Origin of the sequence: Mucilaginibacter hurinus, from assembly GCF_003324525.1 — a bacterium.
In the GTDB taxonomy this organism is placed as follows: domain Bacteria; phylum Bacteroidota; class Bacteroidia; order Sphingobacteriales; family Sphingobacteriaceae; genus Mucilaginibacter; species Mucilaginibacter hurinus.
In genome coordinates, this window is sequence record NZ_QGDC01000001.1 from 488,525 (window position 1) to 504,069 (window position 15,545).

At 41.7% G+C, this 15,545-nt stretch carries 14 protein-coding genes; 2 read left to right on the forward strand and 12 right to left on the reverse strand.

The features are described from left to right. Positions 1 to 5: 5 nt before the first annotated feature. Both DJ568_RS02130 and DJ568_RS02135 read right to left on the reverse strand, forming a co-directional pair. Positions 6 to 533, reverse strand: a complete 528-nt coding sequence (locus DJ568_RS02130) for an adenine phosphoribosyltransferase (RefSeq protein WP_114003575.1) — start codon at positions 531 to 533, stop codon at positions 6 to 8. Beyond that, positions 530 to 1,192: a ComEA family DNA-binding protein gene (locus DJ568_RS02135; RefSeq protein WP_114003576.1), complete on the reverse strand. Its 663-nt coding sequence runs from the start codon at positions 1,190 to 1,192 to the stop codon at positions 530 to 532. The genes DJ568_RS02130 and DJ568_RS02135 overlap by 4 nt, the downstream gene beginning before the upstream one ends. 81 nt (positions 1,193 to 1,273) lie before the next feature. Between DJ568_RS02135 and DJ568_RS02140 the strand changes: the two genes are divergently transcribed. Then, positions 1,274 to 3,028 (forward strand): lysophospholipid acyltransferase family protein, encoded by a 1,755-nt coding sequence (locus DJ568_RS02140; RefSeq protein WP_114003577.1) that lies wholly within the window; start codon positions 1,274 to 1,276, stop codon positions 3,026 to 3,028. A 104-nt stretch (positions 3,029 to 3,132) separates the two neighbouring features. On the opposite strand, the gene DJ568_RS02145 is transcribed toward DJ568_RS02140, so the two are convergent. From DJ568_RS02145 to rpsT, 10 genes are all read right to left on the reverse strand, one after another. After that, on the reverse strand, positions 3,133 to 4,581 hold the full coding sequence (locus DJ568_RS02145) for a hypothetical protein (protein ID WP_233496602.1): 1,449 nt from the start codon (positions 4,579 to 4,581) through the stop codon (positions 3,133 to 3,135). A 75-nt stretch (positions 4,582 to 4,656) separates the two neighbouring features. Then, a complete protein-coding gene (locus DJ568_RS02150; protein WP_233496603.1) occupies positions 4,657 to 7,425 on the reverse strand; it encodes a TonB-dependent receptor in 2,769 nt (922 codons plus the stop codon). Between the two features lie 106 nt (positions 7,426 to 7,531). Further along, complete coding sequence (locus DJ568_RS02155) at positions 7,532 to 8,059, reverse strand: Mpo1-like protein (RefSeq protein WP_114003578.1); 528 nt, start codon at positions 8,057 to 8,059, stop codon at positions 7,532 to 7,534. Positions 8,060 to 8,097: 38 nt separating this feature from the next. Beyond that, a complete protein-coding gene (rny, locus tag DJ568_RS02160; RefSeq protein WP_114003579.1) occupies positions 8,098 to 9,660 on the reverse strand; it encodes a ribonuclease Y in 1,563 nt (520 codons plus the stop codon). Positions 9,661 to 9,877: 217 nt separating this feature from the next. Further along, positions 9,878 to 10,171 carry a cell division protein ZapA gene (locus tag DJ568_RS02165; RefSeq protein WP_114003580.1) on the reverse strand — a complete coding sequence of 98 codons (294 nt, stop codon included), beginning with the start codon at positions 10,169 to 10,171 and terminating at the stop codon, positions 9,878 to 9,880. Between the two features lie 21 nt (positions 10,172 to 10,192). Then, positions 10,193 to 10,483, reverse strand: a complete 291-nt coding sequence (locus tag DJ568_RS02170; RefSeq protein ID WP_114003581.1) for a hypothetical protein — start codon at positions 10,481 to 10,483, stop codon at positions 10,193 to 10,195. A 69-nt stretch (positions 10,484 to 10,552) separates the two neighbouring features. Further along, positions 10,553 to 12,952 carry a phenylalanine--tRNA ligase subunit beta gene (gene pheT, locus DJ568_RS02175; RefSeq protein WP_114003582.1) on the reverse strand — a complete coding sequence of 800 codons (2,400 nt, stop codon included), beginning with the start codon at positions 12,950 to 12,952 and terminating at the stop codon, positions 10,553 to 10,555. A gap of 133 nt (positions 12,953 to 13,085) precedes the next feature. Then, positions 13,086 to 13,316 carry a hypothetical protein gene (locus DJ568_RS02180; protein ID WP_114003583.1) on the reverse strand — a complete coding sequence of 77 codons (231 nt, stop codon included), beginning with the start codon at positions 13,314 to 13,316 and terminating at the stop codon, positions 13,086 to 13,088. Between the two features lie 113 nt (positions 13,317 to 13,429). Next, positions 13,430 to 14,128: a RadC family protein gene (radC, locus tag DJ568_RS02185; protein ID WP_114003584.1), complete on the reverse strand. Its 699-nt coding sequence runs from the start codon at positions 14,126 to 14,128 to the stop codon at positions 13,430 to 13,432. 156 nt (positions 14,129 to 14,284) lie between these two features. Then, positions 14,285 to 14,539 carry a 30S ribosomal protein S20 gene (gene rpsT, locus DJ568_RS02190; protein WP_114003585.1) on the reverse strand — a complete coding sequence of 85 codons (255 nt, stop codon included), beginning with the start codon at positions 14,537 to 14,539 and terminating at the stop codon, positions 14,285 to 14,287. Between the two features lie 138 nt (positions 14,540 to 14,677). Between rpsT and DJ568_RS02195 the strand changes: the two genes are divergently transcribed. After that, positions 14,678 to 15,544 carry a zinc dependent phospholipase C family protein gene (locus DJ568_RS02195; RefSeq protein ID WP_147238694.1) on the forward strand — a complete coding sequence of 289 codons (867 nt, stop codon included), beginning with the start codon at positions 14,678 to 14,680 and terminating at the stop codon, positions 15,542 to 15,544. Position 15,545 lies beyond the last annotated feature (1 nt).

Below are 15,545 nucleotides of genomic sequence, written 5' to 3' on the forward strand. Positions count from 1 at the left end.
TTACCTCAATACTCCGCCAGCACAATAACATTATCACTCATTGCCGATATCTTTTCCCTGCCGTTTAAAAAAGTAAGGTCAACTATAAAAGCGTACCCCGCTACTACTCCACCCATTTCCTGTATTAACTCGCTAGCTGCAGATACTGTGCCGCCGGTAGCTAGTAAATCGTCGTGCACCAATACGCGCGCACCGGATTCAAACGCGTCAGTGTGCATCTCAATGGTCGCGGTGCCATATTCAAGATCGTACATCTTTTGTTTAACGGTGTGCGGCAGTTTGCCGGCCTTCCGTATAGGCACAAATGGCACACCCAATTTATTAGCCAGTGCCACGCCAAGCAAAAACCCTCTGCTCTCAATACCGGCCACGGCGTCAATTTGCTCACCTTTTAATCGATGTGTAAACTCATCAACAATAGCAAGGCATAGGGCATGGTTTTTTAAGATCGGGGTTATATCTTTAAAGATAATCCCCTCTTTCGGAAAATCCGGAATATCGCGTATGGCCGATTTAATTTGTTGTTCTATCATTTAAATACGATGTATGGTTTTATTTTGTTAATAATCGTTCCGTCGAGTATAGCAATGTTAAGCAAATCGTTAGCAGATGTATAATTGCCGTGCTGGATGCGGTATTGCTCAATAGCGTTCATTTGTTTGTATGTAAGGTAAGGCACTTCTTTCAATGCGGCCATATCGGCTGTGTTAACATTTACTTTTTTCAGATGAGCCGCATCAACTCTTATTTGTCCGGCTATTTCGGCATACTTGTTTGCATCAAGCCCGTATACCTCCTTCAACTGCTCCTTATTAGCATATCCGCCCAGTAACTCACGGTACCTGATAATCCGACGCGCAAACGACGGGCCTATTCCGTAAACCGTTGTTAACGCAGCAGAGTCGGCCCTATTTAATTCGACAGGAATTACAAGACGGGCCTTCTTTGAAAAAAGTACTTTATCGCGCTTTTTGTAATTGTTCGAGGCAAACGAATAGGTTCTCTTAGATGAGACAGGGTTAAGCGCAGCCATAGCAGTACTAACTACCTTTGAGCTTAAGGGAGCACGGCCGTTAAAACATAGCTTAATATGCGCCGTTGATAAAATCAGCATAACCAATATCATCAGCACAACCAAACCGTTCCACTCCTTTTTAGTAACCGCTAAGTAAGATTTTAAATACGACGCCATGAATTTGCCTAACCAGGCGTTAAATTAAATAAAAATTTGAGATATTTATTTTTTTGCATTTACCCCTATTCTGCCAGATAAATGAAAGTAATTACCACCGAGGAATTTGCCAAAGCCACCAAACTTGACAGGCTTAAACTACCTGGCCTGGCATCACTGCTAATGGAGCTGATGAAGATAAACCAGGTAAATGAGTTGTTTGCCCAGGCACAGCCAAATGAAGGCCCCGATTTTGTTGACGCGATATTAAAAGGATGTGGGGTTACTATTGAATATGATGAAGAAGATCTGAAAAACATCCCTGCAAATGGCGCTTTTATAGCAATAGCTAATCATCCCTACGGCGGACTTGAAGGAATGGTGTTATTAAAAATATTATGCACTGTTAGGCCCGATGCAAAAATAATGGCTAATTTTCTGTTAAAGAAGATACCTAATTTAAGCAACTACTTTGTGGCCGTAAACCCCTTTGAAAACATTGATCATTCCTCCAGCATCAGCGGTTTAAAAAACACTTTAGAGCTCCTTTCCAATGGCACGCCTATCGGCATATTTCCGGCCGGTGAGGTATCAACCTTTAAGCTGGACAAACAAGAAATAACCGACCGTTTATGGCACCCGGTAGTAGGTAAAATAATTGCCAAGGCAAAGGTGCCGGTGGTACCTATTTACTTTCATGGCAACAACGGCCTGCTGTTTAATTTGCTGAGCATGATACACCCTGCTTTGCGAACCGCCAAGCTACCGTCAGAACTGTTTAACAAGCAGGGTGATACCATTAAGCTGCGTATAGGTAAGCCAATACAATACAATGACATTCCTGATAATACAAATGCAACAAAATTACTAAGCTTTTTACGCGCTAAAACTTACGCGCTTGGCGCCGGCCTTGCCGAAGAAAAGAAGCTGTTTAACCCGGGCAACCTATTTAAAATAAAAAAAACTCCCGAACAAATTGTAGCTGCTACCGATCCGGATGTACTTGAGAGGGAAATTGCCTCTTTGCGTGACGACTACCGGGTATGGGTTGAAGGAGATTTTGAAGTATTTGTGGTACCACCCTCATATATACCATGCACAATACGCGAAATAGGGCGCCTGCGTGAAATTACCTTCAGGGAGGTTGGCGAGGGCACCAATAAAAAGATTGACCTTGACGAGTACGACATTTATTATCACCACTTGTTTATATGGGATACCGAAGCACGCGTAGTTGTGGGCGCCTACCGTATAGGCCTGGGCGACGAAATATTTTATAGTATGGGCAAAAGCGGGTTTTATGTAGCCGAACTGTTTAAAATAAAATCGCAGCTTACACCTGTGCTTAAAAAAAGCCTCGAATTAGGCCGCTCATTTATCCGTAAGGAATACCAGCAAAGACCGTTGCCTCTATTTTTGTTGTGGAAGGGGATATTTAAATTTTTAATGGATAATCCCCGTTACCGTTATCTTATTGGGCCTGTCAGTATCAGCAACTCGTTTTCTACTTTATCAAAATCACTCATCGTAGACTATATTAACCGCAATCACTTTGATCATGACCTTGCACAGTATGTTAAACCCCGTAAAAAATTTAAGGTAGACTTTTCGGGCCTTGATACTGATGTATTGAAGGGTGGCGAGGATAACTTTAAAATACTGGACAATATCATATCTGACATTGAGGTACACCACATGAAGGTACCTGTATTGCTAAGGCATTATATTATGCTTAACGCTAAAATTATATGCTTCAACATTGACCCTAAGTTTGCCGACTCCCTGGATGGCTTCCTGGTACTTGACCTGGAGAAGGTGCCGCAGGATATGGTTGAAAAGCTATCTAAAAATATGTAGGGGCCGGTACCCTTTATGTGTTTATTTTACTAAAACATGTTATAAAGAAAGAGCCCTCGTTTTCACGAGGGCTCTTTCTTTATAAAAAGTAATTAACAATACTTTTATTTTACTGCGCCAGGCGTAGTGTATGGCAACGTTCCCGGATCAAAGCTTGCCCAATTTGCAGTCCAGTCAGTTTCACCCATTGCACCTTTAAAGGCAACATTTTCAAAGAAATCACCGGCTAATTTACTATTGGTGAACGCAGCGCCTGAAGCAGCCGCTGAGCCAGCTTTTACAGTAAATTTAGGTGTGCCTGCATTAGCAAAGCCTGTGGAATATTTAAAAGGATCGGCAATTACCGCGTCAGCAAATAAGGCCGCGTCAAATACGTTATCAGCCCGCAGTTTAGTTTCAAAGTCAGCTTTGCTTTGACCTTTTACTTCATTGCTTAATACGTTGCTACCATAAACAAGGTTATTTGCAAATACCAGGCGGCCTTCTGCAAAGTTGTTTGAGGTTGCCTTAGCTGTCACAACTTTTGAGTCGTCGATATAAACGCCTTCATTAAAGCCAGCAAATACTGAGTTAAATATGCTGATAGATGAGTTACGGCGTATTTGCGCGGCATGCTGATGCAGCGGATTAACTGTTGAACCTACCAACGCTTTTGGACCAATCAAAGTCATGTTTGAGAATACGGCCGAAGTTTGCGGCGCATCATTGGTTCCATTACCGTCATTATCTGATTCAAAGGCATTTGATCCGGAAATATCAGCAACGTTTGGATAGCGTTGAACTATGCCAAATTGCACCTTGCCCGAGAAACCGAAATCGCTGTCAAAATCATCATCAACTGAACCTATTACTACCAGGTGTTTGGCATTAACAGTACCACCAAACCACTCAATACCATCATCACCTGAACGGAATACTTCAACATAATCAATAGTAGTACCGGCACCAACACCACCCAAAGTAAGGCCATTTATTTCGTTATCAGGCGAGAAAGCAACGCCAGCATACTCTATACGTACGTATTTTAAGATACCTGAGTTATCATTTTTATCTGTGCCACCATATTGGATGTATTTGGGTGCGTCACCTTTAGCGTCAAGGCCACCTTCAATTTTTACGCCTTCTGGTTTGTTAACCGGTGCTTTGCCTAATAAAATCAAACCACCCCAATCGCCTGGAGCACGCGTACCCGCTGCAAATGATGAAGTAAATACAATTGGTTTATCTGCCGTACCTTCAGCAATTATTTTTGACCCCCTGGTAATTGTTAACGTACCCAAGGTAACTTTGTCCCCTTTAATAATAGTACCTGGCTGTATGGTTAACGCGGCACCATTTGTTACGTATACAAAACCTTTTAGTAAATATATCTTGTCAGCTGTCCAGGTAGTGTTAGCAGTTATATCGCCGGTAATTTCTACCACATTTTCTTTATCAGAATCTGTGGGAATAACGGGGTCAATGTTACTGTCTCTTTTACTGCAAGCCGTAATAAATAATGTTGCAGATACTGCGAAAAATAATAATGTTCTTTTCATTTTGTTTTCTTTCATTTTATAGTTCAAAGAAAGCCAGCTCGTGTTAACCCTGCATTAAGCAGGGTTTAAGCATTAATTATTATATTGTTATCAGAATGTGTAATTAAAAGTCAACGAATACGTAGCACCTATCAAAAATCTTTTAAAGCGCTGGTCGCCACCGGAAAGGTTATATTTTTTATTTCCGTCCATGTCATAATAAAACACGTTTTGCTGGTTAAGTATATCGCTGGCGGCAAACTTTATCTCGCCTTTCTTTTTCAGCACCTTATATCCTAACTGCAGATCTAAAACATTACGCGGGTTTTCCCACACACTTGGCAGGCGCCTGCCACCGGCATAAAAAATCCTGCGGCCAAGCCTGTTATACAATACATTTATTGATAATTGATTGTCAAAAGCCATATGCTGTGCGCCAGCGTTAATCACATACGGCGACTGGCCTACCATCGGACGAGTAAGCTCTATATTGGGTGAGTTTTGCTTAACTTCTGATTTGGTAACTGATACGTTGGCATATATTGTGGTATTCTTATAAAAACCTGCATCGTTTATAAAATCAAGATTCTTGCGGGCTTCCATTTCAAAGCCCCAGGCGTAAGCATTACGGTTTATATAATCTATTACTGCTGCAGAGCCGTTATCATCAATTGATGGCTCAATAGCGTTTGCAAACTTTTTGTAGAACGCCGAGAACGACACTATCTCACCCGCCGATGGATACCACTCGTAACGCAGGTCGGCGTTATCAATGAGTGTGCGTTTTAAGTTGGGATTACCTTGCAGGGTAGCCAATATTTCGTAGTCGTAATACCCAAAGGTAGACAGCTCCCTGAATTCAGGCCTTGTAAGTGTGCGATAATATGAAGCGCGTAAGTTCGCTTTGCTCGTAAGATTATAAGTGAGGTTTACTGATGGAAGGAAGTCAATATTGTCCATCTTCACTTTAGGGCTTAGCGGATCTTTTGATACCAGGTCAAGGTTAAATTTCTCAACCCTTAAACCATACACAGCCCTAAATTTCTCGCTTATTTTATTGTCAAGCATTAAATAGCCTGCGGTAGTTAAACTGTTAGCTGTATACCTGTCTTTAAAGTTCGCCAGTTCCTCTAATTCATATATGCCGGAGTTGACAGCATTTTTACCAAACAATGTACCAATTGGACGTTTAATAACCTCTAGCCAGGCTGGGTTCGATTGGTCGATGGTAAGTGCTATAAATCGAGCGTCAAACTTACGATCGCGATACTGAGTTGATAATCCTGCTTTGAAATTGCTTGTTTGATTGAATATTTTAACAGGCATTTTATAATCAACCTTTGCAGAGTAAATGTCCTCTTTCAGATATGAAAAAAGACGGGTATTTTCTTTACTTGGATTGAATACGCTGGCAATAAAATCGCCGTCTTCTGTTGCCTTGGTGTAGTTAATTTTACGCTGGTCAGGTTGGTCGTTAATAATGTTACTATAACCGAGGTTCCAGTTTAACTTTGCATTTTTTGAACCAATCTGATGATCGCCCTCAAGGGTGGATTTCAATAACGATTTTTGTAAAAGGTCAAAAGCATAAAACCTGTTATCAAATGCATTTGAGTTGTTGTTAGTTCCGGTACGATACGTGAACAGATCGTCGAAAGTACGGTTATATAAGTTTTTGAAATTGATTTTGCTGTTGCCAAAACTGTAACCGAAGTTGGCCAATGCACCTACGTTAGTTGAAAAACGGTACTGATTATCTCTGAAATTGTAAAAGTCGTAGTCACGTATAATATCAGGCGTTGTAAGTTCTGAGTTTCGATAGGTTAATGCGATGGTTGTACCAAACCTGTTTTTGTTTTCGCCTATCTCTGAAACCCTACCTAAGGCAAACTGGTAGCTTTGACCTAGGAAAGCATTTTTATGATAAACATTAAAGTTGTTGTTGAGCGAGTTTATCGACTGAATATTTTGTGTGGGTGTTAATTGCTTGCCAACAATTTGTTCGGTGGTTGGAAAACCGGGCAACAACTTGCGCGCTCCGCCGTCAAAGCCAAAATAATCACTTGTGTTGCGATACCCGCTTTGAAAATTTTTAAAGGTACTTTGAGTATTGTAGCTATATCCGGCACCGAACGATAAAAAGTTTTGATCGGGTATGTCCTTGGTAAATATTTGCACTGTTCCGCCTGCAAAGTCAGCAGGAATATCAGGGGTAGCTGTTTTAACAATTGTTATATTGTCAATCAGACTTGACGGAATAATGTCAAAGGAAAACGCTTTACGGTTTGGTTCAGTACTTGGCAGCGGTGTTCCATCTAAAAGCGCGTTGTTGTAGCGGTCGTTCAATCCACGCACTATAACAAACTTATTATCTTGTATAGTAGTTCCACTCACGCGTTTCAACACATCGCCTGTAGTCCTGTCAGGAGATCTGCGGATAATTTCTGATGAAATACCATCAGAAATAGAAACGCTATTTTTTTGAATGGCATACAAAGACGCTACTGACGCCTGCCTGTAAGTTGCTTTAATAACAACCTCTGAAAGGGCTTGTGATGTTGATTCAGATAATGCTACGTTAAGATTGGTAACATCTCCGGCTTTTACAGATATATCTGATATTGATTTACTTTGATAACCCATGTATTTTACGGTTATCGAGTATTTACCCGGAGCAAGGCCGGATAGTGTGTACTGGCCATCAACATTGGTTGCCACACCTTTAGTTGTGCCGTCAACCATAACAGTGGCACCAATTAACGTCTCGCTTGTTTTTTGATCGATGATCTTACCGGCTATTTTCCCGGTAGATTGAGCAAATAAATCGCCGGAAGCGGCGGTTGTGAGTAATGCGAATAATACTGATAATAATTTTTTCACTTGATTCTTATTTTTAATCAAGGGCAAAACTATTAACCCAATATTAGCTGAATGTTACAGGTGCATTACCTTACGTTTGTTAAAATGTTAAGGCAATATTAACACCCTAATATTTAACGGAGAATTTATTGAGCACAATGTGCCATAAATATGCCGGAGCAATAAAAATATGCTTTAAACGCACGCCAAAGCCGGGATTCTTTTTTTCGGCCGCGTACCCCAACCAGATGCCGGTAACGCCAATTATTAATATTAACAAAGAAACTTGCCAAAGCGCGGACCCGTTTGGCTGAAATTGTTGAATTAACGTGATGATATAACTTAAAATAAATAAAGTAAACAATATAAAATATGATATGACGGGCGAAAGCCTGTAATAGAAATATATGCTCACACCAATTAATACCGACGCCCAATTAAACATATCATTCCGCTCGCCTAAAAACTTCAGGTGAGGAAACGGTATAGCCCATACCAACCCAAACAGGCCTAATATAAATAACGGTATAAATATTACCTGAAGCAGCTTATTGGTAGGATGTTGATGGTAAGCAGTATATTCTGCGAATAATTGGTCAATGTGACGCTGCTGCTTTAAAGGCTGGTGCTTACCGGGTATTTTATTTTTAACCATGAGTAAAAAGCCCCCTCATTACTGAGGAGGCTCTGATTTTATTTAGCGAATGCTACTGAGCGGGTTTCCCTTATTACGGTAACCTTTATTTGCCCCGGGTAGGTCATTTCAGTTTGTATACGGTTTGATATATCAGCCGCGAGCACTTCAGATTGTGCATCGGTTATCTTTTCGCTTTCAACAACCACACGCAACTCACGGCCGGCTTGTATAGCAAACGTTTTTTCAACACCCGGATACGACAACGCCAGGTCTTCCAACTCTTTTAAACGCTTAATGTAGCTTTCAACTACCTCGCGGCGGGCACCTGGGCGGGCGCCTGATATTGCGTCACAAACCTGTATAATAGGCGATAACATTGAGGTCATCTCCACCTCATCATGGTGAGCGCCAATGGCGTTACAAACTTCCGGATGCTCCTTATACTTTTCGGCCAGCTGCATACCTAAAATAGCGTGCGGCAGTTCCGGGTTATCATCAGGTACCTTACCAATATCATGCAACAGGCCCGCGCGCTTGGCTAATTTAACATTAAGGCCCAACTCGGCAGCCATGGTGGCACAAAAATTAGCTACCTCGCGCGAGTGCTGTAACAGGTTTTGCCCGTATGATGAGCGGTAGCGCATACGACCAACCATGCGTATCAATTCGGGGTGCAGGCCGTTTATACCTAAATCTATTACGGTACGCTCGCCTATTTCAACAATTTCTTCTTCTATCTGCTTCCTGGTTTTGGCAACTACTTCTTCAATACGCGCGGGATGTATACGGCCATCGGTAACAAGGCGGTGCATAGCCAAACGTGCTATTTCGCGCCTAACCGGATCAAAACCTGATAAGATAATGGCCTCTGGAGTATCATCTACAATAATTTCAATACCGGTAGCCGCTTCCAGTGCACGGATATTGCGTCCCTCGCGACCAATGATACGGCCTTTTATTTCGTCGTTCTCGATGTTAAATATTGATACCGTATTCTCAATGGCCGATTCGGTGGCAGTACGCTGTATGGTTTGTATTACAATTTTCTTAGCTTCTTTGGTAGCAGTAAGCTTAGCTTCGTCAACAATATCTTTTATCTGGGCCATCGCTTTACTGCGGGCCTCTTCTTTCAGATTCTCAACAAGCTGGTTACGGGCATCCTCAGCAGATAATCCGGCAATAGTTTCAAGCTGTTTAACATGCTCATTTTTTAGTAAGTCAACCTCTTCCTGCTTCTTAACAGCAAGTTCTGTTTGCCTTTCCAGGTTTTTACGCACATTATCAAGCTCATTCTCTTTCCGTGTAAGATTCTCAAGCTTTTGGTTAAACGATTGCTCTTTTTGCCTTACGCCGTTCTCGCGCTGGTTTATCTCATTATTTTTTTGATTTACGCTTTGCTCATGTTCGGCCTTTAGCTGTAAAAAGCGCTCTTTTGCCTCAAGTAATTTGTTCTTTTTTAATATCTCCGCGTCATTCTCGGCATCCCGCAATATTTTCTTTACCTTATTTTGTGCCGATGCCTCCTGATCTTTAAAGAGCTTGCGAAGCATAAAACGACCAATGCCAAAGCCTACGATAACGCCGGTCAGCAAGCCGATAATTACATATAATAAATCCATTTTTTAAGTTTATAAAATAAAAAAACCGCAACTAAATCGTAAGTGTCATGTATTGAAAAACCTCTCATCAGATGTTGGGACCCGGGCTATCGTTAAATACATGAAGTAACGTATGCCTCGTTTTAGTCCGCTGATATTGAAGCGTTAAGTTTTTAATAGTGAAACTCAAGATTTAACCACGGTTATATCTTAATATGCTCGGTATGCAAAGAACACTTTACTGCTTTAAAAAAAACTCAGACAACATCTGATCAAGCCGGTAAACTTTGTCTGATACTTCGGTATCCTCAACTGTTACCTTCTTTTCAGCCTTTAATGTTGATGTAGCATAATGCAATACACACATCGAAAGCAAATCCTGCTTATCACGAACCGCATAGTTCTCCTGGTACTCTTTTATGCGGTCGTTTATCAGTTTGGCTGCCCGTCTTATTATTTCTTCTTCTTCCATGTTTACCTTTAACGGGTAAACTCTGTCAGCAATATTTATTTTTATGGAGATTTCTCCCATTTGAGCTATTCACTAATTGCGTTACTTTTTAAGCAATACAATACACTTGTCAATTTCCTGCACAAAGTCGTTAATTTTTTGCTTAATGTCAAGGCTTTTTTCATTTGTTTCTGAAAACGACTTCGCCATTTTCAATACACGAAGCTTCTCTTCCAGCTCGACACTCTTATTTTTACTGGCATTTAAAGCTACCGTTAGCGACTGGTTTTCCAGCCTCATCAGGTCATTCTCTTCCTGCAAAGCAGCGCAAAGCTCTATCAATCGTTCGGTTTTATCCAGTACCTGGTTTAACTGATTTGCTACCTGTGACATCTATTATATAGTGATTAGAAGCTGGTAATTATAGATCGGTAATTTTTTGCGAATCAAAAATTTCCACACCTATTTCCTTATCTCTGCGCCAACTTCTTTGCCTAAGTTAAAAATTAATTTTTGCATTATAGCATCAATAGCCTTATCAACCAGCGTTTTTTCGGCGTCCTGTAGTATGAAGCTCACCGCGTATGATTTTTTGCCAGCCGGCAGCTTATCGCCCTGGTATACATCAAATACATTTACGTCTTTAAGCAGCTTGCGTTCTGTTTTAAGGGCGACGTTTTTTATTTCCTCAAAAGTTACGCCCCTGTCTACAAGCATGCTCAGATCACGCCTTACTGCCGGAAACTTAGACACTTCCTGGTAAACAATTTTATTTTTCCGGGCTATGGATAACAGCGTGTCAAAATTGAAATCGGCGTAAAAAACTTCTTTGTCTACATCTGCTTTTTTTAACGCCGTCGAGTTTACGGCACCAAATTTTACCAATTGCTTACTGCCGCGGTGATATTGCAAACCGTACGTAAGCTTACTGCAGGTAGCATCGGTTACTACCAAATCTTTTATATTCAGTTTTTCAATAATCCCGTCTACAATTGCTTTTAAATTATAAAAGGAAACCGGGCTTTGCTTTTGAGCCCATTGTTCGCCTGTATTCGCACCTGTAATGAATATAGCGAAACGCTGTGTCTCGGTATACTTATCATCAACCATATTATACACCTTACCAAACTCGTACAGTTTCAGGTCAGGGTTTTTCCGGTTTTGATTATAAGCAATAGCTTCCAGCCCGGAGAACAGCAGGCTTTGACGCATAGCATCCAGATCACTACTCAACGGATTAAGTATCTTAACAGCTTTGTCCGGCTCACTTGAGTAAGCGAGTTTAGTCAATGAATTGGATAGTATCTCGTTAAAACCGTTGGCTGATAAAAGATCTGACAGCATATTTTGTACGGTATCCCTTTCCGGCCGTTGCGAGGTGTTTAATGACGCGCGGATTTGCGTAGGTATGCTGATATTGTTATAGCCGTAAATACGCAATATTTCCTCTATCACATCTACTTCCCGGGTTACATCCACACGGTAAGGATGCACTTTCAACAAAAGCCCTTCGGCACTTTCATTAACAATTTCAATATCCAATGCCGCTACTATAGCCTTTATCTCATCGTGCGGAATATGCTGCCCGATAAGCCTGATGACATTACTATAAAACAATTCAACTTCAAATGGCTCTACCGGCGAAGGATAAATATCCACCACATCTGACGCAATGGTGCCGCCGGCAATTTGCTGTATCAGAAGTGCAGCACGCTTAAGTGCATATACCGTTCCGTTAGGATCAGTACCGCGCTCAAACCTGAATGACGAATCGGTCTTAAGTCCGTGCCTTTTCGCTGTTTTACGTACCGATACAGGATTGAAGTATGCGCTTTCTAAAAATATGCTGGTTGTTGATTCGGTTACGCCTGAATCTATTCCGCCAAATACGCCGCCAATGCACATTGGTTCTTCAGCGTTGCAAATCATCAAATCGGCAGAAGATAGTTTACGTTCAGCATCGTCAAGCGTCTTGAATAGTGTGCCTTCGGCCACAGTTTTAACTATCACCTTATCACCCTTTATTTTGTCGGCATCAAAAGCGTGCAAGGGCTGCCCAAGGTCATGCAACACAAAATTGGTTACGTCAACGATATTATTGATAGACCGGACCCCGATAACAGCCAACCTTTCTTTAAGCCATTTAGGCGATTCTTTTACGGTAATGCCGGTTATTACCACACCACTATAACGTGGCGCAGCTTCGGTATTTTCAACTATTACCTCTATGGCACCGGAAGTACTGTCAACTTTAAATGCTGACACGTCGGGCATATTGACTTTTATCTTAAGAAATGCTGCGATATCCCTTGCCGTGCCTAAGTGAGACGCCGCATCGGCACGATTGGGTGTTAAACCTATTTCATAAAGGAAATCATCGTTCAGTTTAAAGTGGTCTTTAGCCAAAGCACCTGTAACGGCATCCTCGCCAAGTACCATAATACCATCATGCGAGTGACCCAAACCAATCTCGTCTTCAGCACATATCATGCCTTCAGACACTTCACCACGTATCTTGGATTTATTTATTTTAAATGGTTCCCCTTCTGTAGGATAGACAGTTGCGCCCACGGTGGCAACTACAACTTTCTGCCCTGCAGCTACGTTAGCTGCGCCGCACACAACCTGCAAATCTTCGGCGCCACCTACGTCAACTTTGGTAACCCGCAGCCTGTCGGCGTTGGGATGCTGCACAGCTTCTTTTACATAACCTATCACCAGGCCCTCAAGTCCGCCGGGTACCGCCTGCACGCGCTCAAGGCTCTCCACTTCGAGGCCAATACCCGTTAAAATTTGCGAAATTTCTTCGGGCGTTTTATCAGTTTGTATAAATTCTTTAAGCCAATTATATGATATCTTCATGTATGCCGGGTGATAATCGGCAAAGATACAATTTAAGGCGAAAGGATAAAGGGCTTAAGCCGAAAGGTAAAGAGGATAAAGGCGGGGAAGTTGTATCTTGGCAGAACCTCCCCCGCTAATCTTTATCCTTAAATTAGTCATTGTCTTCATCGTCGTCGCTGTCGTCATCACCCAGGTTTAATGTAAAAGAGGGCTCCGCGGCATCGTACGCTTGTTCGGCACGGTCAGTTTCGTCAATCTCGCCGATATCTTCAACTGTTTCATCAAAACCATTTGAATGAATATCACGCTGACTCATTTGCTCGTCGTTCTGGTCAAGAGAGTCGTCTTGTCTTAATATTTCGTCTTCTTCGGGAGTTTTCATAGTTGTTATAATTTGTTATTATTAACAACTGTGCAATACTAAGGTTGTTTGAGGAATTTTGAAAGTTGATGAGTTTAAGGGTGATAAAACCGTGTAAAAGGTCTGTTTTAGTACTATAGCAGTCCTTCGTCAGCAAAGCTGAAGTAGCTGCTATCGGTGATTATTAAATGATCAAGCACATTGATATCAAGCAGCCGTCCGGCATCAGCCACTTTCTTTGTCAGGGTAATATCCAGCTGACTCGGCTTCAGGTTACCCGATGGGTGATTATGGATAAGTATGATACCGCTCGCCTGGTGTTGCAAAGCCATGTGGAATATGATCTTCGGATCGGCTACCGTACCAGAAAGCCCGCCTTTGCTCACTAACTCTTTGCTAATTACCTTATTGGCGCGGCTTATCAGCAGCAACCAAAACTCTTCATGGTTAAGATCTACAAGATGGCGCCGCATAATATTATAAGCATCCCGGCTGCTGCCTATGTGCTCAGTGACTTTTATCTCCGTGCCGCCACGCCGGCGGCCTATTTCCAACGCGGCTATAATGGATATCGCCTTGGCTTCACCAACCCCTTTAAACTTGCAAAGTTCATTAATAGTGGCTTTGCCCAACTTATTCAAATCATTTTGATAGTGGTGTAAAATGCGTTTACTTAACTCAACTGCCGATTCATCCCTACTACCCGATCCTATCAATATCGCTATCAGCTCCGCATCGGTAAGCGAGCGCCTGCCCTGCCCGCTTAGCTTTTCGCGCGGGCGATCCTCCTCGGCCCAGGCTTTTATACTGATATGGGTATCGTATTTATCCATCGTTGTTGTAGCAGAATTTACAGAATATTAAAATTAGCAGAATATTTTAGTTTGAACAGTATTTACAAATTCTTTAATTCTTCAAATTCTAATCCCAACAGAAAACAAAAAAGGGATAATGCAGTGCACTATCCCTTTTGTATAAGTTAATAAACCTTATTTTAAGCCGTTAACGAATTTAGTCAGCTTTGATTTATTATTTGATGCTTTATTTTTGTGAATAACGTTCTTTTTAGCTAAACGGTCAAGCATTGATATTACTTTACCTAATAATGCAGAAGCGTCAGCCTTAGTTGTAGACGACCTTAATTTCTTGATAGCATTACGTGTAGTTTTTGCCTGGTACCTGTTACGCAGACGCTTCGCAGCGTTTGACCTAATCCTTTTTAATGATGATTTATGATTTGCCATTGTATAGCTTGTTATTCCTTCTAATTTTAAAGAGTGCAAATATAGGATGATAAATTTAATTTCACAAGCAAATTTTAAACTTAAAAACTTTAAGTTTATTGAAGCAGCTAGCCCAACAATGCTTATTATTGGTACGCCATGCGCAGAGCACTTATACTTTTTACAGGTTTAACCTTAATTTTAGCCTGCTCATCCTGGGGATATTTTGCGCACTTCCGTATAAACCGACTCGCTGTTGCGACATTGCCGAAAGGTATGAGCGGTTTCTATAAGAAGCACATTACCTACATTACTGATCATGCCATAACAGCCGATAAACGACGCTATGTGGACTCAGCTGAAATACCTAAACATTACTTCAATGCCGACCGGTACGGTAAACAACCTTTTACAACTATGCCACGGAAATGGAAGGACGCGGTAGCCAAATATTCGTTAGACACTATATTGAAACACGGCACATTGCCATGGACTATACAGCAAAATTATTACTGGCTTGTAAACGCGTTTAAAAAGCATGATACTATTGCTATCTTACGCATATCAGCCAACCTTGCCCATTACATAGCAGATGCACATGTGCCGCTGCACCTCACCCTCAACCACGACGGGCAACTTAGCGGGCAGGAGGGCATACACGCCTTATGGGAGAGCCGCCTGCCCGAGTATTTTGGCAACCAGTACAAAGTTAAGCCGCTAAAGGCCCGTTACATCAGCAATCCGCTTACAGAAGCGTTTGCCGTTTGCCACAGTTCCTTCAAAAGCGCCGACACAGTTTTAAGACTTCAGCGCCTGCTTAATAAGCGCATCCCTTTTGAAAACAGGTATGCCATGATACAACGTGGTGAAAAGAAAGTAAAGGATTACTCGCCCGAATATTGCCGGGCCTATAACAAAATGCTTACTGGCATGGTTGAACGTAGAATGCAAATGGCTGTTATCAGCGTTGGCAGTTACTGGTTTTCGGCATGGGTAGATGCCGGTCAGCCAACGCTAAAGTTATAAC

What these genes read in the sequence shown, in the direction of transcription:
- DJ568_RS02145 (WP_233496602.1), bottom strand. Translation starts at nt 4,581, where the DNA reads ATGAAAGAAAACAAAATGAAAAGAACATTATTATTTTTCGCAGTATCT.
- DJ568_RS02135 (WP_114003576.1), bottom strand. Translation starts at nt 1,192, where the DNA reads ATGGCGTCGTATTTAAAATCTTACTTAGCGGTTACTAAAAAGGAGTGG.
- DJ568_RS02195 (WP_147238694.1), top strand. Translation starts at nt 14,678, where the DNA reads ATGCGCAGAGCACTTATACTTTTTACAGGTTTAACCTTAATTTTAGCC.
- DJ568_RS02155 (WP_114003578.1), bottom strand. Translation starts at nt 8,059, where the DNA reads ATGGTTAAAAATAAAATACCCGGTAAGCACCAGCCTTTAAAGCAGCAG.
- DJ568_RS02170 (WP_114003581.1), bottom strand. Translation starts at nt 10,483, where the DNA reads ATGTCACAGGTAGCAAATCAGTTAAACCAGGTACTGGATAAAACCGAA.
- DJ568_RS02140 (WP_114003577.1), top strand. Translation starts at nt 1,274, where the DNA reads ATGAAAGTAATTACCACCGAGGAATTTGCCAAAGCCACCAAACTTGAC.
- DJ568_RS02130 (WP_114003575.1), bottom strand. Translation starts at nt 533, where the DNA reads ATGATAGAACAACAAATTAAATCGGCCATACGCGATATTCCGGATTTT.
- rny (WP_114003579.1), bottom strand. Translation starts at nt 9,660, where the DNA reads ATGGATTTATTATATGTAATTATCGGCTTGCTGACCGGCGTTATCGTA.
- pheT (WP_114003582.1), bottom strand. Translation starts at nt 12,952, where the DNA reads ATGAAGATATCATATAATTGGCTTAAAGAATTTATACAAACTGATAAA.
- DJ568_RS02165 (WP_114003580.1), bottom strand. Translation starts at nt 10,171, where the DNA reads ATGGGAGAAATCTCCATAAAAATAAATATTGCTGACAGAGTTTACCCG.
- DJ568_RS02180 (WP_114003583.1), bottom strand. Translation starts at nt 13,316, where the DNA reads ATGAAAACTCCCGAAGAAGACGAAATATTAAGACAAGACGACTCTCTT.
- radC (WP_114003584.1), bottom strand. Translation starts at nt 14,128, where the DNA reads ATGGATAAATACGATACCCATATCAGTATAAAAGCCTGGGCCGAGGAG.
- rpsT (WP_114003585.1), bottom strand. Translation starts at nt 14,539, where the DNA reads ATGGCAAATCATAAATCATCATTAAAAAGGATTAGGTCAAACGCTGCG.